The organism is Faecalibacterium sp. i25-0019-C1 (assembly GCF_042854225.1).
Lineage (GTDB): Bacteria > Bacillota > Clostridia > Oscillospirales > Ruminococcaceae > Faecalibacterium > Faecalibacterium taiwanense.
Genome location: NZ_AP031428.1, coordinates 2,669,614 through 2,693,128, shown reverse-complemented (window position 1 = coordinate 2,693,128; position 23,515 = coordinate 2,669,614). Strand labels below are relative to the sequence as shown.

Below are 23,515 nucleotides of genomic sequence, written 5' to 3'. Positions count from 1 at the left end.
AAGAGACCTCATCAATCACATTGTAGCGGATGCTGCGTGATGATGCAAGCCCTTTTCCGCAGTAAAACGTCCAATTAACCAGCGGCGAGATACGATTCGGCAGTTTTACGAATTTCTTCTTCCGCAAGCCGCTGAAAAAGCGTATTCATCGGCACATTGCCGATATAATGGCGTTCCACGATCAGGCGCACAGACTTCGGACTTCTCGGCGCACGTTTGCGTGTGGTGGGCTTCTTCTCGGATTTTTCTTTGTTCAAGGGCAGACCTCCTCATTCATGTGGTGCAAATACGGAAAGGAATGGATGGATTCTATTCGTTTTTCTCTTTTTGTTTTATTACGTTGGTTAGGTGAAAGTTTTCTTTGATACAGTCTTAAAGGCTGCTATACTGCATAGGAAAAATCTCTTTTGCAGATGCCATTAAGAATCTGCATCGCAGAATCGTGATTTTGGCGGTTCTTGAATCGTGAAAAACGCAGAACTATTCAACATTTGGAATTTTTACAAAGATGTGATTGGGCGAAGAAAACCGCGTTCGTCTGCGCTCAATCAATCCCGCAGCGTCCAATTCCTTAAGCGCACTGGAAACACTGACAGTGCTGCGCCCTAGCTGCTCAGCCAAAGAGCAAATCGTAAAAATGACAAACACGAAACCGCGTTCATCTATCCAGAGATTTTTCTGCGAGAGCGTGGCACGGTCGAGCAGCAGCACATAAGTCATTTTTGCAGTCTGGCTCAGGTCAAGTTCCAAAAGGAAGCGTGGGTATGGGAGAAACGGCGGCAGCAGAGTTTGCGTGGTAAGATATTCTGAAATGTTGATCACCTCCAGCTGAAGCAGAAATCAGAAACAAAGAGTATGTAACGAGAATTGGTGGGTTCCAATTCTCCAGTCGCAGAAAAGCACGAAACAAGTGCTCAACTGCGTTAATAAGTTAAGGTCTCCCATATTGGTCCTCGACTTCCCTAGGAGTGGGGAATCGTCCGGCGGCGGGCTTGCACCGCACCATTGGCATTTCAGCCACCCCGTCTTCGTTATGACCGGGCTGCGAGTTACAGAAGTACCTTTTGTGAAGTACCGGACGATTGAACTATTCACTTGTCAAGGAACATATGGAAGATTTCTGGACTTTGACGGACGAAAAACATCCTTCTACTTGGTAGCCGATGAAAAAGGCCATTTCGTAGCATTGCAAGCAATTTTGTAAACAAAACGTCATAATAGTCCGAGAATGGTCTTGAAAAAGATGCCCTACACTTGGTAGGCATCGAAAACGCCTGTTTCGTAGCATTGGTGAGAAACTTGTAATTGAATTGTAATTCTTGAGACCAAATCTCCGCTTTTGAAAAAATCCTCTCAATAGGTAGGCAACGAAAACAGCCCAAAGACAACCATCTTTTTGAGAATTAACAAAAAGGTCACAAATGACCGGCTTTCAAAGAGGCGCTTCTACTATTAACAGAAAAAGTGGCCTAAAATGGGGGGTGTTGGAGAAAATTTCTGCCTTAAAAGTACGCCTCTACTCACTAGCCGACGAGAACAGGCAAAGGCCAACAAAAAAACATACGAATTATGTATTTCTGCCACTGATTGCAACGGCGTATCGGTGACAGAAAGATCGTTTAGAGCGATTCTTCGCGGTTTGGGGTAGTGGAAGTCGTTTTGTGGTGGGACTTTTTCTGCTGAAACTGCTCCAGCTTTTTCAGCACCGATTCCTTCTCCGGGGTCTTGCCGCCCGGTGCAGAAAGCTGCTGCTTATTCAGCACCATGTCAATATACTTGCGGATATTTTTCAGGGCAGAGATGTCCGGCTGCAAGGTTTCCAGTTGGGTGCGCAGCTCTGCGCTGCTCGATTGCAGCGCAGAAAATTCGGCATCCAATGCCGAAAAATTCACCGCTGTGCTGCCGTTCAGCTTCATCAGGGTGCGGACAGCTTTATTAAAGGTGTCAAGTTCCTCCTTGTGCTGGGCGGCATAAGCGTCCTTGGTCAGCTTGAAGTTCTTCTTGATAAAGGTGTCATGGATGGGCTTTAGCTTGGCATAGATGGTAGCAGCGTCCTTGATCTGGGCGATTGCCCGCATACGGTTTTCGTTCTGCTTCAACTGTCTGCGGAGTGGGGCGGCGGTCTGGTTCAGGTTAGAAATTGCAGTGTCCAAATCCTCGATGGTGTTCAGGAAATGGGCTTTCAGGTAGTCCACCGCCTGCCGAATCTCCTCAAAGTCCCGGACAGTGCATTTCAGTTTTGCCTTGCCAGACCAATCACTGCGCTGCTCATTGCGGAGATTGAAGTAGTCCACCAGCAGATTGGACAGTGTGGGCTCCTTCGCCTTTTCCAGAGCGTCCAGAAGAAGCTGCTTCTTTTCATTCAGGTCTGCAATCCAGCGTTGCAGCCCACGGATTGCGCTGCGGATGGACTGCATCAGGCTGTTGGCGGCTCGAATATCTCGGTTCAGGTTGCCGAGAAAGGTTTCCACTCCACGCTTTTCCATCTGGTGTGCGGCGGGGCCGAGATGGATGGTCGGTATCTGCTGGATGCCCTGCCGCTCAAAAGAGCGCAGGTCAACACGCTCCGGTCTGCCAGCCGCTTCCAGATAGCGGTTGGTGATGGTCTCCCAGCTATGCCGCCAGACCTCGGCGTACTTCTGGTCGTTCCAGTCCACCGTGTTTTCCTTGTGGCACTTCCAGTTCCCGGAAGGGAGCCGGATGCGCTCACTGTTCTCGTCAAGGTCGTATACCTTTCGGGCTTTCGGGAGCCACCTGCCGTGTTCATCCATCGCTCGGAGCGTCAGCAGAATGTGGGCGTGTGGGTTACCATCTCCCTTGTCGTGGATGGCAAAATCGGCAATCATGCCCTTGGAAACAAACTGCTCCTGACAAAACTCTTTTATCATGGAGAGATACTGTTCCTTCGGCACCTCCACCGGAAACGTCAGCACGATACGGCGGGCAAGCTGGGAGTTCCACTGGTTCTCTACGGCTTCCACGGCATTCCAGAGCATTGCCCTGTCTGCATATCCGGGCGGCGCATGGGACGGCAGCATGATCTCAGCGTGGACAAGTTCTTTCTTCTTGTTGTAGAATTTCGTTTTCTGGTCGTACTCGCTGAACAGCCGTTCGCCGCTCTGGTAAGCGGCCCCGGCAACAGCGGACTGTCCTTGGCTGCGCTTGACGATGGTAATTTTGAAATGCGGACACGGAATAGGCATCACCCCCAAACAAAAAGACCGCCCAGCAAGATTGCTCTTGATGAACGGTCTGGAATCGTATTCGGTTGTGCTCACCGCCTTAGAACGGAGTGCTATGCGCTTCGGTCTTAGGCGGGAGCCGCAAAAGGATAGCTGCGGAGCAGCGCAAGGAAAATGCAGTTTTCCTTGTGATGGAATCGGGCTGGCGCACAAACGCCAGCTTCGATTTCATCGAGCCGTCTGCAAGACCGCAATTTCACCGGAACGGTGTATAATTGCGCCCTATTTCATAGGGGGTTCGGAACGTTCTGCTTTTCGTGAACGTCATGCACCATCTTTGCAAGAGCCAGCACGACTTCAGGCTGACGGAACGAGATTTTCAGCAGTTCCATCACCTGATCATCGGTCAATTCTCCCGGACAGACCAGAAAACTTTCCAGCATTCCGGCACGAGTGCAAAGACGATGCACACGCTCTCTCCGGTTCAGCTCCGACATCCTGCGTTCAAGGATCTTCTCCCGGTGCTGGCAAGAGCGCAGCTTCTGCTCTGCTTTGGCTTTTTCGTTGCGGAGGTAGGCAAGGTCAGTTTTCGGTTGGGTCAATGGCATCACGCTCCTTTACAGCATTAGTGACATCCGATATTTTTGTTGGTTCGTGGTACACTACACATAATCAATATGGATAATCTCTCGCTAAAACTGTCATAATCCATTGGAAAAGTGGCGAGCGAAAACATGGACGCTGTTACGATCATTTTCTTAAAGTAAACAGAAAGTAGAGAAGTAAATGAAGGACTCTACAAATCGTAGGTGGAAATAAATCGGAAAACGTGATATGGATTGAGACAGTTCAAGAGAAAGGACAATCGACATGGATAGTCAAAAATTTGGTACGTTCATCTCGGAATTAAGAAAGGAAAGGGGGTGGACACAACTGGAACTTGCACAAAAGCTAAATGTTACGGATAAAGCAGTTTCAAAATGGGAGCGGGGAGTTTCCCATAGTTAAAGATACCACACCAAATATGATGAACCCACGCTTATACACTACCAGCTATAATAAACCGCAAGGACAGCAATTTGATGATACTGCTGTCCTTTCTTTTATAAAATTGCAGTACACATAAAAAAGCTGTAAAATGATAAATATATTTGTCCTTGTAACATTTCACGGACATTTGCCTGTTATACTATCTGCAAAAAGCAAAGGAAGTGAGGATATGAAGCAGATTTTAATTGTCGAGGACGACAGTTTTTTGAATAAGATGTTGGCCTATAACCTGACCGCAGACGGCTACGGCGTGACTTCTGCCCTAAATGCCAGAACCGCAGCCGAAGCCATCCGCCAGCGGGAATTTAATTTAGTGCTGCTAGACATCAACCTGCCGGACGGGAACGGTTTTGAACTGTGCAAGCTGATAAAGCCCCAGCACCCGGATACCATCGTGATTTTCCTGACCGCCAACGATCAGGAGAGCGACCAGATACGGGGCTATGAGGTGGGCGCGGTGGACTACATCACAAAGCCCTTTGTGATCGGGGCCTTGCAGCGGAAAATCAAAGCCATGTTCGCCATGCTGGAACACCACAAACCGGCTAAGGACATTTACGACGACGGGCGGCTGTTTCTGGACTTCTCGGAGCAGACGGCTTCCCTAAACGGCAAGCCCCTGACCCTATCCCCGATGGAGTACAAAATGCTGAACCTGTTCCGCAAAAATCCCCGGCAAGTGCTGACCCGTGGGCAGCTTTTGGAAAGGCTGTGGGATATAGACGAGCGGTTTGTAGACGAACACACCCTGACAACCTCCATCAGCCGGATTCGCAGCAAGATTGAATCCGACGGCGGCGCGCCCTACATCAAGACCGTTTACGGCATGGGCTATCAATGGACGGGAGGTGAGGCAAAATGAAGTTTCAAAATCTCTCGGTAAAGCGGCTGTTTAGCCGGGTGGCAATGGGGCTTGCCCTCTCCATGTCCGGGATCACCATAGCCCTTTTTCTTGTGACAAAACAGACGGCGGTGCTGCTGACGGGCGGGGCGCTGCTGTTGTGCGCCCTTGTAGGGATTTTTGTACTGACGCAGGCGTTTGGAAAACGGTTATCACAGTTTACCGCTGACCTGTGCCAGACCTTAGACCACATGATCGCCGGGAATGAAGCGCCCCAGCGGCCAGAGGACAGCGAAACCCAGCTTGCCAGAATCGGACACCGGCTGGCAAGGCTTTACCAGATCATGCAGGAGAACCGCCGCCGGGTGGACGAGGAACGGCAGGAGTTACAGACCCTTGTATCGGATATTTCCCATCAGGTGAAAACGCCGGTAAGCAATCTGAAAATGGCGACGGACACCCTGCTGGAAAAGCCTATGGCCGAGGCAGAGCGCACCGACTTTATCCGGGGAATCCGCAGCCAGACGGATAAGCTGGACTTTCTCTTTCAGGCCCTTGTGAAAACCTCCCGTCTGGAAACAGGCGTGATCCAGTTGGACAAGAAACCGGGCCGCCTCTTTGATACCGTGGCACAGGCCATGAGTGGGATCGTGTATGCAGCGGAGAAAAAGGAAATCGCCGTGTCCGTGGACTGCCCGGAGGATTTGACCGTTTCCCATGACAGCAAGTGGACATCGGAAGCCCTCTTTAACCTGCTGGACAATGCGGTGAAGTACACCCCGGCAGGCGGGAAAATCGCTGTGTCTGTGGTGCTGTGGGAAATGTATGTGGAAATCAAAGTGACCGACACTGGCAAGGGCATTTCCGAAAGCAATCAGGCCACTATCTTCCAGCGCTTCTATCGTGAGGAAGAAGTACACGAACAGCAGGGTGTGGGCATTGGCCTGTATCTGGCCCGCGAGATCGTAACGCGGCAGGGTGGCTATATCAAAGTGGTTTCGGAGCCGGGCAAGGGTTCGGAATTTTCCATTATGCTTCCCTTGCGTTGAGAGAAACTTTCTGCTTCGGGTCAAGTTGGCCCGAAGCGCAGAGATAAAATGAAATGTCCGAGCGTTGTAACATTTCACCTCAATTTTCAATGAATTTTTTTAGCCGCTGTAACATTTCGCGGACATTTGGGTTTTACAATACACTTATCAACAGGTAGGAAGCCTTGAAAGGAGTTTTGAATATGAGCGTTTTACAGACGATTGACCTGAAAAAGTATTACGGTACAGAACCGAACATTACCCGCGCCCTTGACGGCGTAAATTTCTCCGTGGAGGACGGCGAGTTTGTGGCTGTTGTGGGAACCTCTGGTAGCGGCAAGTCCACCCTGCTTCACATGATGGGCGGGTTGGACACTCCCACCAGCGGAACCGTGATTGTCCGAGGCGAAGAACTGGCAAAGAAGAACGACGAGCAGCTTACCATCTTTCGCCGCCGCAACATCGGCTTTATCTTCCAGAACTATAACCTTGTTCCCATCCTGAATGTGTATGAGAACATTGTCCTGCCGGTGGAGTTGGACGGGGACACGGTGGATCAGAAGTTTTTGGACGAAATTGTTCACCTACTGGGGCTGGAAGATAAACTGAAAAATATGCCGAACAATCTATCCGGCGGACAGCAGCAGCGTGTGGCTATCGCCCGCGCCTTGATTACCAAACCGGCTATCGTGCTGGCGGACGAACCGACCGGCAATCTTGACAGCAAGACCAGCACTGAGGTGCTGGGGCTTATCAAGCGCACCAGTGCGGAGTTCCGGCAAACCGTTGTGATGATTACCCACAACAACGATATTGCCCGTCTTGCAGATCGGATTGTCCGCATTGAGGACGGCAAAATTGTGGAATAAGTAGGGGGTGGCAGACTATGACATGGCCTTTTGAAAATGATACCAGTAACATTGAAAAGAAACTGGCAAAGCGCAGTTTGCACCATGAACGGCAGCGTAATTTATTTGCAATCATTGCTCTTGTGCTAACTGCATTTATGATAACTGCGACATTCAGTATTGGTTTTAGTTACTTTGAAACCTACCAAATGCAACAAATTCGGTTAATGGGAACTACCGCTGATGTCGGAATCACAAACGTAACAGAAAATCAGTTGGTTGACATTTCAAAATCAAACCTTGTCCTTGACGTAGGTATACAGCAGCGTTTAGGCAGTGTTGATACAGAGCAACTGCAAAATGCGAGATTAGGTATAGTTTGGATAGATGATACCGAGTGGGAACACCACCGTCTTCCTACTATATCAGGTGTTGTAGGAAATTACCCATCAAGTAAAAACGAAATTATGCTACCTACATGGGTGCTTGAACAGATGGGCATTTCTGATCCGCAAATAGGGATGGAGATTGTGTTGTCGTACCAAATTGGCGATAGCTATAATTATGTCTCAGACACCTTTTTGCTGTCGGGCTACTATACGGACTACATTCCAATGCGCACAAATAATCGTGGTTATGTTTATGTTTCATCCGCTTTTAAGGATAGCTTAAATGTATCACTGGATAATAGTGTTACGGCAATGATCCGTTTTCAAGGCAATGATAATGCTGACAAAAACTGTGAAAGATTGCGGCGTGAGATTGACTTTACAGAAGGGCAAACATTTGAAATTGCACCATTAGAACAGGCAAATGGTGGAACTATTATTTTAGCTGTAATAATTTTAGCAGTTTTTATATCCTTTAGCGGCTATCTGCTGATTTATAATATTCTTTATGTCTCTGTCGTAAAAGATGTGCAATTCTATGGCCGTCTTAAAACGATTGGAACGACCCAAAGGCAGATAAAGAGAATTATCTATAAGCAGGCAATCAGAATCTCTTGTATTGGTATTCCGATTGGTCTGTTACTTGGTGCGGCTGTTTCCTTTGGCATTGTTCCTTACTTCCTGAATATGATGTATTCAACAAATTCTGATGTGGGAACAAAAGTATCTTTTTCGCCGTTTATTTTCATAGGAGCGGCCATATTTACGTTCATTACCGTTATGATTGCAAGCATGAAGCCCGCCAAAATTGCCGGAAGTGTTTCACCAATAGCAGCACTCCAATATACAGCAGCCAGCACAAAGAGCAGCGCCAGAAATTGTAGCAAAATGAAGTTGTCCAGAATGGCATGGAACAATGTCTTTCGTAATGCTAAGAGTACAACCCTTGTTTTTGCATCGCTTTTTTTCGGCCTTTCCTTGTTCCTTGTCGTCACAGGGCTATTACATGGTTTAAGCCCGGAGAATTATGTGAGCCAATGGGGAGTAAGCGATTTTGCACTCACATATAGTATCCACGAAAGAGAAGATTTAATTTCCAGCGAAATGGTTTCAGAGATTGGTCAGCTTGACGGCATTGAGAATTTGAGGTTGACCTATGCACCTTATCCTCAAGTAGCAGCAGATGTTGTATATGACGATGCTGTATTTCACGAGTTTCTTGCGTCATTAGACGGAGTAAACGGCATTGATTTTTCTGATCCGGCAAAATTAGAAAATTATCAGCAAAACTTTTTTAGCGGGGTTTTTGGAATTGACAGTGCATATTTGGAAGAAATCAATAAAACCTTAAACTTGCCTATTGACACGTCTGCCTTTGAACAAGGAAAGGTTGTGCTGCTGTCCAAAACAGTAGAAGGCCTTATTCAGCCAGGGCAGGAAATAACAATCCAGACGCAGAACGGACAGCATTCCTTTATTGTAGCGAACGGTTATTTGAATGAAGGGTTTCGAGCAGGAGGAGGCAATGAGAGAGGGACGGCTCCTGATTTGTATATTAGTCAAACAGCTTTGAAAGAACTCTTTCCGCAATATAGAGTGTTCCGCGTGGCCTTTGATACGGATGGTCAACATGACGAAAGTATACTGCAAGAATTAAAGCAAATCACCGCATCACAAGCTAACATTGATATTATATCCCGATATGAACGGCGAGAAGAAATGCAGGAATATCTCATTACAGCAAAGGTTTTAGGAACAGGGTTGTCCGTGATCCTGCTGCTTGTTGGTGTCATGAACTTTGTCAATACAATGGTTGTCAATGTAAATACTCGGCGCTATGAATTAGCTGTTCTTGAAAGCATTGGAATGACAAAGCGACAAATCAAACGAATGCTATTTATGGAAGGTTTCTATTATTGGGGCGTTTCCCTTTCCCTTGCTGTCACCATTGGAACAGCAATCTTCATCTTGCTATATATGATTTTTAGTAAAGTGGCCTATTATGCTGTTTTCTCCTATCCATTTATCCCACTGGTGCTGGTGTCTGGACTGGTGTTGCTAATCTGCCTTATTGTGCCTATATGGGTCTACAAAACTGACGTTAACCTTCCAGTTGTGGAGCGATTGCGGTTGACAGAGTGAGTTTAATCAAATAGCAAAACATCCTTAGATCAATCATATCGAAGCGGAGCAGATTTTAGCTGCTCCGCTTCTTTAGTATTTTTCAAAAAATTCTTTTGAAATGTCCGAGCTTTGTAACAATTCAGCCTGTTTTTCTGTCGAAATCAAAGGCACCTCGGACATTTATAGTTCTTCCAAAAGTTTGATGATAATATTACCATTCATGGAAGAAGCAATCTGTTATTACAATAATGCGAAATTGACGATAGTGCCATCATTAAATTGGGCTTCCACCCGGTTGGTGTCCATGTTGTAGCGGCAGGAAAGCGCTTTTTGAGAGTGATTATGGTCGAAATACTGATTTCGTTTCATTTGAATTGCTCCTTAAATGATTTTTGGATTTGATTTTCAACGAGATGAGGTCTCTTTTTCCTTTCTCTTAAGTCACCCAACCGCACTGTCCTGCATCGGTTGCACAGATCAGACTCTCCACATCTTTCCGCTGCATGAGCTTTTTCAGGATTCCGAACTGCTTTTTCGTGCTGGCGGACACCTGATACTGCCAATGTTCCGGCAAAATCGGAAGATCATCATACTTCCACTTTGCATACTTTTCATCATAGGCTTCCGGCTGGGAAAGTTCCACCAGATGCCCCACACACCAACTGACAAGGTAGCCATTGCCCTCCATATAACCGTCCCCGCGCTGATCTGCCCCGATCACTTTCGAGAGACTCATGGCAACCGAGGGCTTTTCCGCTAATACAAGCTTCATTCGATACTGCTCCTTTCGCAAAAAAATTAGCAGCCAGGCACCGAAGCGCATGACTGCTATGTAAGGAACGGTATTCTGTTTTAGGTCTACAAACTGGGCCTTTTATGATCTTGCCACAGCTTATCAGTCTATGCACGTCAACTGTTGAAACCGCCGTGTACCGAACGGTACGCACGGTGGTGTGAGAGGACGGCGGCTAGTCACCGCCTCCTACTCGCTTGTGCCCATGTTTCGGCCCTCCACATCATCACTCCGCGCATGCGTTGTGCCTCGCCGCAACGCATTCTGCCCCTCGCTGACTCATCGCCAGGCATCGCTGATGGTGTTCGTCTGCCCATCCTCACTTCTGCAGTATCTGCTTTTCGTTCTCCTGCACACGCCGCTCGAGCGCTGTATACTGCCGGAGCTCGTCCTCGGTAAATCCCCGGAACTTCGCCTGCTCGTAGTCACGCTCCGCGGCCGCGATATCCTGCAGCACCGCATCCGACGCCGGCAGCAGCTCGAGACGAATATTCCGCGGCTCGCGTTTTTTCTTCGTCATTCCGTTCGCGTCTGCATCCTGTGCCTCGCCACGCTTTCCGAAAAGACCGGTCGCCTCGGCTATTTCCGCCGCTTCACGTCGTTTCCTCGGCACGTCGACCACTTCGAGCATCCCGCGTGAGACCAGCTTCTGCAGCGCGGCGCGCAGATCCCCGCGGCTCATATGCATCAGCTCCGCGAGATCCTTCCGGCTCAGCGCCTTTCCGGCATCCTTTCGATCAGTCGCCTCCACGGCATCTTCCCGCGCAGGCATCTGCGCTTCAGCCCCTCGAGTGAGCGCCTTTCCCGCGTCCTTCCGATACAGCAGCAGCGACAGCTCCGCCAGCGTCATATCATACTTCAGCGCCACCGACTCGAGATAGCGCTCGAGCAGCTTCCGGTCGCGGTACTTCTCCACGATGATCCCATCCTCCGAAATCACCTCCTGCAGCGCCTGGCTCCGCTCCTCACCGAGCTTCTGCGTCCCCGGAATCGTCGCCGGGAACACGAAACCATCCTTCGCCGCATCCACTAGAAAATGATAGACCTGCAGCCGCTTCCGCTCATACGCATCCTCATCCAGCACATGCTTGAAGAAGTCGTTGTAGCACTCGAACATCGCGAGTTTCATCTCCACCGTCCGCGCGAAGCTGATCTTCTGATTCACCAGCGAACCCTTCGTCTTCACATAATAGTAGACCGGCGTCCGCAGCGCATAGAACGTCGTCGCATAGCGCACATACTCGAGATTAAACAGAAAATCCTCGCACCAGCTGAGCTTCGCATCCATCCGGATCCCGTGCGCCTCCACAAGCGAGCGCCGGTACAGCTTATTCCACAGCACCCCATAGTAGTAGTCCGCCGGGTTCTCCATCATGAAGCCAACGAACGCTTCACGCCCGATCACCTGGTCCGCGTCGATATCCCCCTTCCGCGACACCATCTCTCCGACGACACGATAGAAATCCGCGATCACCATGTCGCAGCCCGTCTCCTCGGCCGCCCGCACCATCAGCTTCGTCGCATCCGCCGTCAGCCAGTCATCACTGTCCACGAACTGCAGAAACGTACCCCGCGCCCGCGCGATCGCCTGGTTTCGCGTATCCGACACCCCCGTATTCTCCTTATGCACGACCACCACGCGCGCATCCGCCCGCGCATATCCGTCGCAGATCTCCCCGGACCGATCCTTACTTCCATCATCCATGAGGATCAGCTCGAAATCCCGAAACTCCTGATTCAGAATACTGTCCACACAGCGCGCGAGACTCTTCTCCGCGTTATACACCGGCACGATGATACTGACCTTCGGCTCCATAGGCACCTCCATCAAAAAACTACTTCTAGTTGTACCATAAAACCCTCCCGTTGACACTCGTATATTTCTGCTCACTTTTCCCGGGCCAATGTCTCGGCCCTCCGCCTGCTCACTCCGCGCCCACGCGTCCGCACCCTCCACCTTCTCACGTCGCGTCCACCCATTCGCACTCGTTGCCTTTATCGCGCCCATGCCTCCGCCCACTACCTCCTCACGTCGCATCGAAGCACCAATTCCCTCATGAAAATGTCATATTACAGCATAAATTCGCTCATGAAAGTGTAATGAAGCACGGATTATTCCCTCATGAAAGTGGCAAAATACTGAAAAGAACGCTCATAAAAGTGGCAGAGCACGGAAATCTGAGAGGAAAAAGAAGGTGCCATGGTGTTAAATTATTCTTATGATATTTCCGCTTCCTGATGATTTTTTTGAATTATCTTAACTTTAATATCGAAACTTAACTTAAAACAAGTTATAATACAAAAATAGAGTTAAATAGAAGGAGAACATATGGAATATCTCTATAAAGTTCTGGGAATTAAAGCGACAGTTCAGCGCGCAGAGTTTGACCATCTGCCCAATTATATAGCTGTAAGGTATCGTTTACAGAAGGTATCCATGGATGGACAGAAAGTGATTTTTCTTTATCCAAAGACAGAGTTGGAGCAGATCAAAGACCTGAAGGCTCAGCTCAAATCCACCGGCGACGCCATCCTCGCAGAGTGCGCCGTCAAGGACCACATCTGGGGCATCGGCTTATCGATGAAGGACCCAGATCGACTCGACGTGAAAAAGTGGCACGGAACGAACCTGCTGGGGTATGCACTCATGATCGTACGAGAACGGGTGTGAAGGGCGAAAATCCAGATACCAATATAAATACGTATTTGATGATTTATAGATATGAATAAATGCAGATCAAAATGCGCAGAATATGAGCACTTATAGACATTTAATCAACACTATATGAAAATATGCCTATTATTTTTGAGAGATGCTGGATGGTAAAATTCCGAGTTGTTGAGCTGTTCTTACTTTCTATTTTATCAGATATCGCCTACAGAGTCCATAGCTTCATAGCTCAAAACAGTTCACCCACCAACCATTTGGCTATGTAAAGGGGACGGCTTTTCAGCCGCCCCACCGGTCAACGCTGCGTTAATCAGACAGGTTCATCTTCCGATTCCGCTTCATAATCCTCGTTGACATCCACTTCTTCGTCCTCGTCACCATCATCCTCCGGCAGCTGGAGCGTATCTTCATCCTCATCGTGATAATCCGCATCCGGGTCCGGCTGATTTTTCTTGGACGCAGGCTTTACGCCCTTCATCTTGATATAGAGATAACCGCCGACACCGGCTGCACCGATCACAAACAGAAGCAGCATAATCATCGGAAGCGGAGACGATTTCTTCTGCTCGCTCTCTGTTTTCTGCTCTTCCGGTGCCGGTTCCGTCTCCTGCGGCTTTTCGGTTTCCGCAGGTTCCGTGACTTCCGGCTCCTTCTCCCGATACTTGGCAGCTTCCTCTTCATCCATCAGCGCAAGCAGATCGGCCTCGTCCACCATGTTCAGGAAATGCACATTCTGGTTGCCGTCTTTATCGCGGTCGATGATCAGATAAAAGGTGTTGCCCGCCTTTGTCACCAGCGTAATGAACTGCTGGCTGGATTTATCTTCTTCCTCACCGATATCGTCCACCAGCGTCATATTTCCTTCCGGAGTCAAAGCTGCACTGGATTTCGTCTCATCCTCGTATGACATTCCACTCTGCATCAGATCCAGAAACAGCTTCAGCGCATCTTCACTGAACATGCTGCTGTCTTTTGCAGAATCCGTGACATTCAGGTACTTTCCATGTGCATACCCGGTTTTGCCGTTGAAGTTTACCTTATACCAGTCACCGCATTTTTCGACAATCTCCACCGTATCGCCGGAATGCAGATATCCGATAATCTCCTGATCCATGCCGGGACCGGAACGAAAATGCAGACTGGTGATCCCCGGCACCACCGTACCAGTCTGCTTTTGGGACTTTTCGCTGCCGATATTGTATTCTTTGCCGCCCACCGTAACGATCAGGTTCCCATCCGCATCCGTAGAGACCTCATAGCCATCCGGCAGAACCTGCATGTCCGGGTCGATTTCGATGCTGTCGGTATTGTCCGTTTTCCCCGCATTTGTGCTTTCTGCTGCATCCGTCTCCTGTGCAGCGGTACTGACAGGCGTGTTCTTCTGCACATCATCGCCCGTATAGGCAAATGCAGTGGTCGTAAAGGTTCCTGCCGCCATCACGCTGGCAAGCAGCATTGCCATCATCTTTTTCATTCCATATCCTCCGTTTCTTTCTCATCCAGTTTCAGGTTCTCCGGGTTGGGAACCGCAGCCTGCGCCAGCTGAATGATGACTGCCAGCTGTTCCGGGGTCAGGCTCTGGGCATGTACCATTTCACAGATTTCGCTGTTTTCCTGCTCGTGGTACTTTCTGTCCCATTCCTTTCTGCGCTCCTCCCATTCATCGCGTTTCCTGCGGGCTTTCTCGCGCTCCGCAGCAATCTTTTCCAGTTTCAAGCTCATATCGTATCCTTTCCGGGCGAATAAACGCCCTATTTTTATCGAATTCTTCCCATGCAGTAGTAGTGCTGCCGCCAGTAGCTCGTCTCAATGGAAGCATAGGAAATTGGTGAGCCACAGTGGATCATCATCCCGTTGCCGACATAAATGCCCACATGGGATGCGCCACTGGTGTTGTAGGTTTTCTGGAAGAAGATCAGGTCTCCGGGCTTTGCCTCACTCTTCGGGATAATGTCGCATTTTCCCATCAGACCGTTGGCCGTCTGCCTGCCTACATTCCAGCCATTGCCGCAGTGGTTGATGACCCAGCTTACAAAACCGGAGCAGTCAAAACTGGTACTCGGCGAGCTGCCGCCCCAAACATAGGGATAACCGAGATATTTCTCTGCTTCGGTAATCATCTTCCGGAATTTTTCATCCGTCAGAGCTTCGCCCGGAATGTCGTAATCCTGGTATTCTCCGCTGGAACCCGCGCCATCCGGCGTTGCAAAGGCTATGCCTGCAAACAGGTCATCTCGATTGCCCCGGCACTCCAGTGTGACTTCGTATCGTTGCAGCTGGTCATCTGTAAGGCCGGAATTTCTTGCAACATAGTCAACGCCCCGATTGAGCAGTGTTACATTGAGGATTTTATACTCATACTGTACCGTCACCTGATAGGTGTAGGTGTGTCCGGTTCCGGTGATTGGATTGTAGCGATAGCCCACACGGGTTTCCTTCCTTGTCCGGATTTCCACCTTTTCCTCCAACTTCAGCTCATACTGCGCTTCAAAAATACTCTGGAGCCGCGCCTGCACCTGGCTTCTCGTATAGTTTTCAAATTCTACGGTCAGCAGAGATGCAAGCTCATAGGGATTGTGACCAATCTCTGCCAGATTGTAGCGATACTCGTCATAGCCCGGATGGTCGGTTTCAATGCGGTCGATTTGTTTGCGAAGTTTATCTTCCAGCTTGGTATAATCCGTCTCCACGCCTTTCAAATCTTCATCTTCTGCCGTGTAGGAAGTCCCCAGCACCACATTGCCGCCGCCATTGATCAAGACGGAGCATGACGAAACCGACCCGGCAATCACCAAAACAAGCAGTCCCACGGCTGCGATACCGATGATGATATGCGAGTGGCTCTGCACAAACTGAAATGCCTTTTCCGTTATACTGACAGTACCCTGTGCAGCTTTGGCTGTGCCAGATGCTGTGTTCTCCGCAGCGGCCGCACCTGCCTTCGCAGCGGCATACTCTTTTTTGATGGCCTGCTTCTGCCGCCATCGGGAAAAGAGATTGGAACCAGCCTGCGGATCAGACTTCATGCGTTCCGCAAAGATGGAATCTACGGCATCTTTATTTCCCTTTTTCTCCAACCGCTCCAGCTTTTTGTACTGCCGCAGCTTTCGACCATATTGGAACCGGGAACCAGCACGGGCTGCACCTTCCGCTGAGCCTTCGGTAAAATGCGCTGCCTCCACACCAGAATTATTATCCTGGTCGGCATTGCGCACACTCTGATGTGCCTTGGCTGAAAGTGCATCTGCCGCAAGATTTCCCGGCTTCTTTGGCTTTCCGCCTTTTTTCCCGGAAGCTGCTGCATTCTTTTTCGCTTTTGCTTCCTGATCTGATTTCAGCTTCTTACTGCGCATCTTAGCAAGATCGGCCTCGTGACGAATCTGCCTTCGGTGTTCCGCTTTTTTCTTGCCGCCGTCTCCCGTACTGCTATCTGCGGTTTTGCTTCTGGAATCGCGAAGGGTGTTCTCCGCACCCTCGCGCTCCTGCCGCAGCTTGTCTCCGAGATTCGGATTTTTCTTGCCAGCCATCGCTTACGCCTCCTTCGCTTCCTGCACTTCGGTTAATTTTGTCGTCATAATCCGGTACAGTTCCAGATCGGTCGGGAAACGATCAACGAACGGCAAAATCACATTTCCGTAGAACAGCAGTCCTTCGCCTTCACCGGAGTGGGTCACATAGGACAGCTGATGTGGGCTGATATTCAGCTGATCCGCCAGAATCTGACGATCACCGGCTGCTTGATTCAGCATATAAATGAAGTCGCTGTTCTCAAAAATGTTCGTCACTTCGCGGGAAGAAAGCAGGTCTTTCACGTTCTGGGTGATGCCGGTGGGAATACCGCCCCATTTACGGAATCGCTTCCAGATTTCCACGCTGTAAGCCGCTGTCTGCTCCTCTTTCAAAAGCAGATGGAACTCGTCCATATAGTAGCGGGTGGCTTTACCGGCGTTACGGTTGGCGGTCACACGCCCCCAAACCTGATCCTGCACCACCAGCATACCGATCTTTTTCAGCTGCTTGCCCAGCTCCTTGATGTCATAGCAGACCAGCCGGTTATTGATATCTACGTTGGTGCGGTGGTTAAACAGGTTCAGAGAACCGGTCACATAGATTTCCAGTGCCGTTGCCACATGGTGTGCTTCCTTTTCATCCTGCCGGAGCAGTGCCTCGTACAAGTCCTGTAACACCGGCATATTCTCCGGCACCGGGTTCTCAAAATAGGTCTGGTAAATCTGATGCACACAGCGGTCGATAACCGTCTTTTCTACCGGCTGCAAGCCTTCCTTGCCGCCCACGATCAGCTCACACAGGGACAGGATAAAATCTGCTTTCAAGGCAATGGGATTATCCTCTTCTGAATAATTCGCGTTGATGTCCATCGGATTGATATACTGCGTGCTGGAAGGGCTGATTTTAATAACCTGCCCCTCAAATTTCTGCACCAGAGCCGTGTACTCGGCTTCCGGATCGCACACGATTACATCGTCATCCGTCACCAGAAACGCATTGGCGATTTCTCTCTTGGCAGAAAAGGATTTACCGGAACCGGGAGTACCAAGAATCAGCCCGTTGGGGTTCTTGAGCTTTTTCCGGTCAACCATGATCAGGTTGTTGGACAGGGCATTCAACCCATAGTACAGAGCCTCTTTCCCGGTCTGAAACAGTTCCTGGGTGGTAAACGGCACGAAAATTGCCGTGCTGCTGGTAGTCATGCTGCGCTGAATCTCAATCAGGTTCTGCGCCAGCGGCAGGCAGCTCATCAGCCCCTGCTCCTGCTGAAAGTCCAGACGGCGCAGGTTGCAGTTGTACTTCTGTGCGATGCTGGAAGCCTGAAACACGTTGGTCTCCAGCTCCTGCTCCGTCTCGCCGGTGTTCATCACCAGAAAAGTCAGCAGGAACATACGCTCATTCTGGCTCTGTAATTCCTTCAGCAATGCCTTTGCGTCCTTACCATAAGTCGCCAAATCCGACGGAATGATGTCCATATCGTATCCAGAACGGACTGCTTTCTTCTGTTCCTCAATCTTGGAACGATCCAGCTCCGTGATGGTATGCTTAATGGACTTGATTGCTTTGTTCTGGTCTACCGACTGAATGTGCATGGTCACGATCTGGCTGGATTCCATATCCAGAAAGTCCTTCAGCAGCTGATCCGACAGGTCGGAAGCTGTGATCTGGAGATAGGACATAGAACCATACATCCCGCCCATCTGAAAAATCCGGTTCTTCGGAAAGGCAAATCCGGTCGGAGCAATAAAGTCCTTTACCGACAGCCCGCTCTCCGGCAGCCACTTCCAATCGAAATTGAACCGGTCATGGTCGCCCATGTGGAACATATCGTGCATCAGATGAAGCCGTTCCTTGCCGTTCAGCAATTTTGCCCGGACACCCAAGCGTTTGAAGTTGTTCATCAGGTCGATCTCGATGTGAATGAGCCTCGGCTTTGCCTGTTTCATGGATTCCGCCTCAATGCCAAACGTCAGGTACTTCGTCTTGGTCAGGCCGTTGTTGCCCTGGGCAAGCTGGCGGCGCAGCATGGTGCTGTACTCCGTGCGCACCGGATTGAAATGATCCTTCTGGTACGGAATACACACCATCTTCTCAAAATTCGAGGCATCCGTAGCCATATTCATAAAAGAAAGCTCAAAGCGGATGCTGGAATCAAAGAAGTTCAGGAAGCTGCACCATTCCTCAAAGATAGCTGTCTGATCCTCCTGTTGTGCCAGCTGATAATTGATATCCTGATACTGGATGGTTTTGGTGTAGTAGTTGTCCGTCACACGGCAGATACCGTCCGGGAACATCCGCTGAAAAGGAATGCTCTCCTGTGCCGAATGCGGAATCGTGCGGTCCCCCCTTGCGCGGTCAATCACCGTCTGCACCTGTTTCTGCTCTGCGGCTGACAGATGAGACGGCATTCGGATGTCATCCTGCTTTTTATTCTTCGATGTCAGCTTTTCGAGAATTTTGAACAATGCGATTTACCTCCATTTCCACGTCTGCCTGCTGAACCAGCAGTGCATAGTAATTTTTTGTTTTGTAAGGCCGCGTTTTCGGCCTCTTGAACTTTGCCTCATAGAAGTGCTTTGCCACCACTTCCAGCGGCTGACCGTCTTTCTCGTACATGGCAAGAAAGAAAAGCGGCAGCATCACTGCCATCATGCCAAGTGCAGCAAGGCTCAGATTCCCGCTGGACTTGAGCAAAAAGAAAACCGGAACGCCAATCAGCGCACCGGCTCCGAAGCAGAGAATCTGCCGTTTGGTCAGATTCATAAAGACCTTGGTTTTGACCTTTGAAAGGTCACGCGGTACAGAAATATAAGATGCCACGAATCATGCCTCCTTCCTTAATGCGCTGCAAACACGGATTTTGCGAGGCTTCCCGTCTTAAACAGCGTAAATGCCAGCAAAACCGTATAGCCCATAACGCCCCAAATGCTGCTGATGATGTTATCCGAAAAGGACAGGTTCTGAATCAGAACTGCGTAGATGCCTACACAGATCATGATAAGAAACCCCTGGAATCCCAGTGCAAACAGGGAGCGCAGATAGTTTTGACCGGTATGGCTCTGCTCATGGTTTCCAAAGGTTGCGAACGGAATCGGCGCAAGGCTCACCATGAGGTAAATTTCCACCATTCGGCCATACACGATGACAAAGATGATAGCCGACAACGCCAGCATCGTGACCTGAACCACAAAGGTCTGCAAATACAGTCCCAGCAGCGGTCCCAAGTCCATGCCTTCCAGTGTAGCCTGCATTGCTGTCAGGGTCGCATCGCTGACGGACGTACTGCCGGAAATCAGACCGCCACTTCTGGAGATCACTTGCTGCGCCACATCAAAGACAGCCATCGTGATATTGAATGTGTTCGAGATCAGAGTCACTGCCAGAAAGGTCTTAAAGACCCATTTGAAAAATGTCCACGTCTCGAAATTTGCCAGATTGTTATGCTCGATGAGCATCTGGATCAGCTCATAACAGGCGATGAATGTCAGCACCATTCCGGCAATGGGCAGGATCACGGATTCCGAGATGTTACGGATCATAGAGAAAACCGCAGGTGAAAAGTTCGCCGGTGTGGTTCCCACATCGCCTGCGATCTGTCCAACCTGCTGGTTGACCGAATCGAACATCCCTGAAAGATTTCCCATGATACCGCTGATGATCATGCTCTTGAGCCAATCTGTGATCTGTTCAAGGATACTCTGCATGAGCCGCCTCCTTCCTTACGCAAACACGCCGAACAGCTTCGCCATCCGGGACAGAAGCATGAACAGCTGTGAGAAAAGAGACAGTGCCGATGCAGTTGTAGTAAGAAACGCCATAGATTTGTCCTCCTGTAACTTGTCCGGCCTATCAGCCGTGCGATTCTAAACTGCGGTCCTGCGCCATACTTCCAACATGTGCACCTGCCGGAGAGCGCAGAAAATAGCCAGCTGCGGAGATTGCCTGCACCTGACTATGTAACAGGCAGCTTTCGCCGCCCGGTCGGAATCTTCGCTCCGACAGCCTTTGCTTAACCGAACAGACCGGAAAGCAGCGGCACCAGAGTCGTGCCGATCAGTGCTACACCGCCACCGGCCATCAGCTGCTTCATGCCCTGAGACTTGGCACCGGGGTTGTCGTTGCCGTAGCCTTCCAGCAGGTTGATAGCTCCCCAGATGCCGAGACCGGCACCCAGTGCGATGACGAGGGTCTGAAGAACGGTTACTGCGCTGTTGAAAAATGCCATAAATGTGTACCTCCTTGTACAATGCGCCCTTATGGGCTGGTGAATAGTGAATGTCCCCCTGCATGTGCACCTGCAAAAGGGCAAAAAAATAGCCGGGTCTCCAATTTCAATCAGAAACCTGGCTATGTAAAAAGGGCGGCTCACCGCCGCCCTCATCAGAATTCCAACCTCGTATGCTTTCTGTTTAACCAAAAAGTCCAGAAAGCAGCGGCACCAGAGTCGTGCCGATCAGTGCCACGCCGCCACCGGCCATCAGCTGCTTCATGCCCTGAGACTTGGCACCGGGGTTGTCGTTGCCGTAGCCTTCCAGCAGGTTGATCGCTCCCCAGATGCCGAGGCCGGCACCCAGTGCGATAACGAGGGTCTGAAGAACGGTTACTGCGCTGTTGAAAAATGCCATAAATGTGTACCTCCTTGTACGTTGCGCCCTTATGGGCTGATGAATAGTGATTTTCCATCTGCATGTGCACCTGCAAATGGGCAAACATATAGCCAGATTTCCAATCCCAATCAGAAACCTGGCTATGTAAAGAGGCGGCAGCTCGCCGCCCCTTCTTATTCTGTTGCCAACAGCACACCTATGACATCTTCGTCACCGGAACGAACTTACTTGGCATGATCTGCATCAACCACTTCGTACTTATCACCGGGCTTGAGTTTCAGCCGATGGTCAAGAAACGCCTCGATGCTGAACGTGTTTTTCTTATCAGCACCGGCAGTGAGCTTGTAGTTCGGATGCTGGGTCAGATCATATTTATCTGACTTGAACGGTCTCACACCGCGCAGCTGCAAAATGCACTTACCGCCATCCAACACAGCCAGTTCATCCACCGAGGCCAGGTCATGCCCAACTTTTTGGTAATTGGTGCCGTAGGATGGGCTATTACCTCTGGTATCGGAAGTGTTGTACAGATCAATCGTTTCTTTCCCCAGTGCCTGATTCAGCTCTTTCAGCGTAGTCGGCTCCGAACCGCCAAGAAAAATACGGGAATCCATATTGCCGATGATGGTATCGGCATTGTCCTTGTAGATTGCCTTCAACTGGCTCTGTGCCTGAAGCACCAGACACGCCGAGATTTCTCTTGATCGGATGGTGGCTACCAGCTTTTCCAGATTCGGAATCTGACCAATGTTCGCACACTCATCAATCAGGCAGCGCACATGCACCGGCAATCTGCCGCCGTAGACATCATCCGCTTTCTCGCACAGCAGGTTAAACAGCTGTGTATAGATCATGGAAATCAGGAAATTAAAAGTCGGGTCTGTATCGCTCATAATGAGGAACAGAGCCGTTTTCTTATCTCCCACCGTATCCAGCGACAGCTCATCGTACATAGTGATATCACGGACTTCCTCAATATCGAAGGGAGCAAGACGTGCGCCGCAGCTCACCAGAATCGACTTTAAGGTCTTGCCCGCCGCCAGCTTGAACTTGGCATATTGGCGGACAGCAAAGTGGTTCGGTTTTTTCTTTTTCAGAGCTTCAAACATCTGATCCACTGGATTCTGAAAGGTTTCATCATCCTCGCGTACTTCCATCGCATTCAGGAATTCAATCAGCGTTGCAAAGTTCTGCTCTTCCAGCGGTGCCTCATAGTGGATATAACCAATCAAAGCACAATACAGCAAGGTCTCTGCCTTCGTCCAGAATTCGTCACCGGCCTTGCCGTCCCCTTTGGTGTTGGCAATGAGGGTTGTGGTCAGCTTCAAAATATCCTTTTCGCTGTGAATATAGGCGAAGGGATTATAATGCATCGACTTTCTGAAATTGATGGTGTTAAAGATCCGGATACTGTATCCGTTCTTCAAAAGGGCTTGGCCGCAGTCGATTACGATATCGCCTTTCGGGTCAGTGACCACATAGGAACTGTGACATTGTAAAAGGTTGGGTTTAAGCCAAAACCGGGTCTTGCCGCTGCCGGAGCCGCCCACCACCAGCACGTTTTTGTTTCGGGCATTTGCCGGATTCTTCGGGCGGTTGCCCATCATCAGCCGCTCCGTCCGGGTCAGAATCACATTGTTTGCAAACACTGGATCTTCAAACGGTTCAATGTCTTTCTGCGTACCCCAACGAGCAGAGCCATACTCCATGCCATGGCGATATTTCTTGGCATTTTTGCCTTTCAGGTACACAGCAATCCGCAAACCCGCTCCGCAGCACACACCAATCAGCAAATCCATCGGATGCAGACTTGGCATCGGATTGGAAAAGGCTGCACCCAGGGCAGAAAGAAAGCCGAGGAGCTTTTCAGACATGTCTGCGCCCTCGGCAATTCTCCACGCTTCTCCCAGATTGGTACATACAAGACCGGCAATGAAGTACGGCAGGTTCAGGAGCAGCTGCTTCTTTGTCTTATTACTCATAGATCACGCTCCTGACTTTTGTGGCGAACCTTATCCGGAAGAATTGCAGCAACCAGCTCTTTGAGCTTGTTAAGCTGCTCCAGAGCACTCGGTTTTTCCTTTGTTTTCAGCTTTCGGTTGGTGAATTCCTCAAAAGCGGAAGTCAGTGCATCCGCATCCTTCGCCTTAAAGAACACCGTGTACTTGGGTGGCATTACATTTTGGTCTTTCGTAATGGCATAATCCACACCATATTTCCGTGCCACCTGTTCAAAGCCTTTCAAATCCGTTTTCTCAATGGGGATACTGCTGACTCCCTGATTCTGACCGATCAGTTCTTTGATGCTCTGCTTTCCAACCGGCAGCTGCGCTGTTTTCTGAGCCACCTTTGCCTGATGGTGCCGTTTCCACGCATTATAGCCATTCACGATGGTGCGAAAGGTCAATTTCGTGGTGCTGATTGCCAGATTGACGGTACGATTTTCAACTTCTTCCTGCATGAATCTCCGCC

At 49.8% G+C, this 23,515-nt stretch carries 22 protein-coding genes and 1 pseudogene; 6 read left to right on the top strand and 17 right to left on the bottom strand.

Annotated features, from left to right (window positions below):
• Nucleotides 1-74: 74 nt before the first annotated feature.
• The 4 genes from ACGHUK_RS13320 to ACGHUK_RS13305 all read right to left on the bottom strand — a co-directional run bounded on the left by ACGHUK_RS13320 (nt 75) and on the right by ACGHUK_RS13305 (nt 3,790).
• Nucleotides 75-257 (bottom strand): hypothetical protein, encoded by a 183-nt coding sequence (locus tag ACGHUK_RS13320; RefSeq protein ID WP_005924684.1) that lies wholly within the window; start codon nt 255-257, stop codon nt 75-77.
• Between the two features lie 223 nt (nt 258-480).
• A complete protein-coding gene (locus ACGHUK_RS13315; RefSeq protein WP_097786354.1) occupies nt 481-822 on the bottom strand; it encodes a replication initiator protein A in 342 nt (113 codons plus the stop codon).
• A 797-nt stretch (nt 823-1,619) separates the two neighbouring features.
• Entirely contained in the window at nt 1,620-3,197 is a 1,578-nt protein-coding gene (gene mobQ, locus ACGHUK_RS13310) for a MobQ family relaxase (RefSeq protein ID WP_390575816.1), read from the bottom strand.
• Between the two features lie 272 nt (nt 3,198-3,469).
• Nucleotides 3,470-3,790 carry a DUF3847 domain-containing protein gene (locus tag ACGHUK_RS13305; protein WP_112115046.1) on the bottom strand — a complete coding sequence of 107 codons (321 nt, stop codon included), beginning with the start codon at nt 3,788-3,790 and terminating at the stop codon, nt 3,470-3,472.
• Nucleotides 3,791-4,052: 262 nt separating this feature from the next.
• Between ACGHUK_RS13305 and ACGHUK_RS13300 the strand changes: the two genes are divergently transcribed.
• The 5 genes from ACGHUK_RS13300 (at nt 4,053) to ACGHUK_RS13280 (ending at nt 9,480) form a co-directional block, all read left to right on the top strand.
• Complete coding sequence (locus tag ACGHUK_RS13300; RefSeq protein WP_081027757.1) at nt 4,053-4,190, top strand: helix-turn-helix transcriptional regulator; 138 nt, start codon at nt 4,053-4,055, stop codon at nt 4,188-4,190.
• Nucleotides 4,191-4,401: 211 nt separating this feature from the next.
• Nucleotides 4,402-5,094, top strand: a complete 693-nt coding sequence (locus ACGHUK_RS13295; protein WP_055195328.1) for a response regulator transcription factor — start codon at nt 4,402-4,404, stop codon at nt 5,092-5,094.
• On the top strand, nt 5,091-6,122 hold the full coding sequence (locus ACGHUK_RS13290; protein ID WP_154277155.1) for a sensor histidine kinase KdpD: 1,032 nt from the start codon (nt 5,091-5,093) through the stop codon (nt 6,120-6,122). Before ACGHUK_RS13295 ends, ACGHUK_RS13290 begins: the two co-directional genes overlap by 4 nt.
• 182 nt (nt 6,123-6,304) lie before the next feature.
• A complete protein-coding gene (locus tag ACGHUK_RS13285; protein WP_015536575.1) occupies nt 6,305-6,970 on the top strand; it encodes an ABC transporter ATP-binding protein in 666 nt (221 codons plus the stop codon).
• Between the two features lie 17 nt (nt 6,971-6,987).
• Nucleotides 6,988-9,480 carry an ABC transporter permease gene (locus tag ACGHUK_RS13280; RefSeq protein WP_138276949.1) on the top strand — a complete coding sequence of 831 codons (2,493 nt, stop codon included), beginning with the start codon at nt 6,988-6,990 and terminating at the stop codon, nt 9,478-9,480.
• Nucleotides 9,481-9,702: 222 nt separating this feature from the next.
• On the opposite strand, the gene ACGHUK_RS13275 is transcribed toward ACGHUK_RS13280, so the two are convergent.
• The 3 genes and pseudogenes from ACGHUK_RS13275 to ACGHUK_RS13265 form a co-directional block, all read right to left on the bottom strand.
• Nucleotides 9,703-9,831, bottom strand: coding sequence for a DUF6061 family protein (locus ACGHUK_RS13275; protein WP_227612017.1), 129 nt, complete (start codon nt 9,829-9,831; stop codon nt 9,703-9,705).
• A 79-nt stretch (nt 9,832-9,910) separates the two neighbouring features.
• Nucleotides 9,911-10,234, bottom strand: a pseudogene (locus ACGHUK_RS13270) (toprim domain-containing protein); the annotation flags it as partial.
• Nucleotides 10,235-10,574: 340 nt separating this feature from the next.
• Nucleotides 10,575-12,071, bottom strand: a complete 1,497-nt coding sequence (locus ACGHUK_RS13265) for a glycosyltransferase (RefSeq protein WP_278809722.1) — start codon at nt 12,069-12,071, stop codon at nt 10,575-10,577.
• A 513-nt stretch (nt 12,072-12,584) separates the two neighbouring features.
• Between ACGHUK_RS13265 and ACGHUK_RS13260 the strand changes: the two genes are divergently transcribed.
• Nucleotides 12,585-12,926, top strand: a complete 342-nt coding sequence (locus tag ACGHUK_RS13260; protein WP_117526369.1) for an NADAR domain-containing protein — start codon at nt 12,585-12,587, stop codon at nt 12,924-12,926.
• 310 nt (nt 12,927-13,236) lie between these two features.
• Here ACGHUK_RS13260 and ACGHUK_RS13255 read toward each other — a convergent pair whose 3' ends face one another.
• The 10 genes from ACGHUK_RS13255 to ACGHUK_RS13210 all read right to left on the bottom strand — a co-directional run bounded on the left by ACGHUK_RS13255 (nt 13,237) and on the right by ACGHUK_RS13210 (nt 23,504).
• Nucleotides 13,237-14,400: a CD1107 family mobile element protein gene (locus ACGHUK_RS13255; protein WP_156068318.1), complete on the bottom strand. Its 1,164-nt coding sequence runs from the start codon at nt 14,398-14,400 to the stop codon at nt 13,237-13,239.
• Nucleotides 14,397-14,648 carry a DUF4315 family protein gene (locus ACGHUK_RS13250; protein WP_005929904.1) on the bottom strand — a complete coding sequence of 84 codons (252 nt, stop codon included), beginning with the start codon at nt 14,646-14,648 and terminating at the stop codon, nt 14,397-14,399. The genes ACGHUK_RS13255 and ACGHUK_RS13250 overlap by 4 nt, the downstream gene beginning before the upstream one ends.
• A 35-nt stretch (nt 14,649-14,683) precedes the next feature.
• Nucleotides 14,684-16,453, bottom strand: coding sequence for a C40 family peptidase (locus ACGHUK_RS13245; protein WP_117526367.1), 1,770 nt, complete (start codon nt 16,451-16,453; stop codon nt 14,684-14,686).
• A 3-nt stretch (nt 16,454-16,456) separates the two neighbouring features.
• Nucleotides 16,457-18,844, bottom strand: coding sequence for a VirB4-like conjugal transfer ATPase, CD1110 family (locus tag ACGHUK_RS13240; protein ID WP_117526366.1), 2,388 nt, complete (start codon nt 18,842-18,844; stop codon nt 16,457-16,459).
• Between the two features lie 19 nt (nt 18,845-18,863).
• Nucleotides 18,864-19,256 carry a PrgI family protein gene (locus ACGHUK_RS13235; protein ID WP_117526365.1) on the bottom strand — a complete coding sequence of 131 codons (393 nt, stop codon included), beginning with the start codon at nt 19,254-19,256 and terminating at the stop codon, nt 18,864-18,866.
• Between the two features lie 17 nt (nt 19,257-19,273).
• Nucleotides 19,274-20,140, bottom strand: coding sequence for a VirB6/TrbL-like conjugal transfer protein, CD1112 family (locus ACGHUK_RS13230; RefSeq protein WP_002576403.1), 867 nt, complete (start codon nt 20,138-20,140; stop codon nt 19,274-19,276).
• Nucleotides 20,141-20,445: 305 nt separating this feature from the next.
• A complete protein-coding gene (locus tag ACGHUK_RS13225) occupies nt 20,446-20,661 on the bottom strand; it encodes a Maff2 family mobile element protein (RefSeq protein WP_002576404.1) in 216 nt (71 codons plus the stop codon).
• Nucleotides 20,662-20,845: 184 nt separating this feature from the next.
• Complete coding sequence (locus tag ACGHUK_RS13220) at nt 20,846-21,061, bottom strand: Maff2 family mobile element protein (protein WP_002576404.1); 216 nt, start codon at nt 21,059-21,061, stop codon at nt 20,846-20,848.
• A gap of 206 nt (nt 21,062-21,267) precedes the next feature.
• Nucleotides 21,268-23,025: a VirD4-like conjugal transfer protein, CD1115 family gene (locus tag ACGHUK_RS13215; RefSeq protein ID WP_117526364.1), complete on the bottom strand. Its 1,758-nt coding sequence runs from the start codon at nt 23,023-23,025 to the stop codon at nt 21,268-21,270.
• Nucleotides 23,022-23,504 carry a PcfB family protein gene (locus tag ACGHUK_RS13210; RefSeq protein WP_117526363.1) on the bottom strand — a complete coding sequence of 161 codons (483 nt, stop codon included), beginning with the start codon at nt 23,502-23,504 and terminating at the stop codon, nt 23,022-23,024. Before ACGHUK_RS13210 ends, ACGHUK_RS13215 begins: the two co-directional genes overlap by 4 nt.
• Nucleotides 23,505-23,515: the final 11 nt, after the last annotated feature.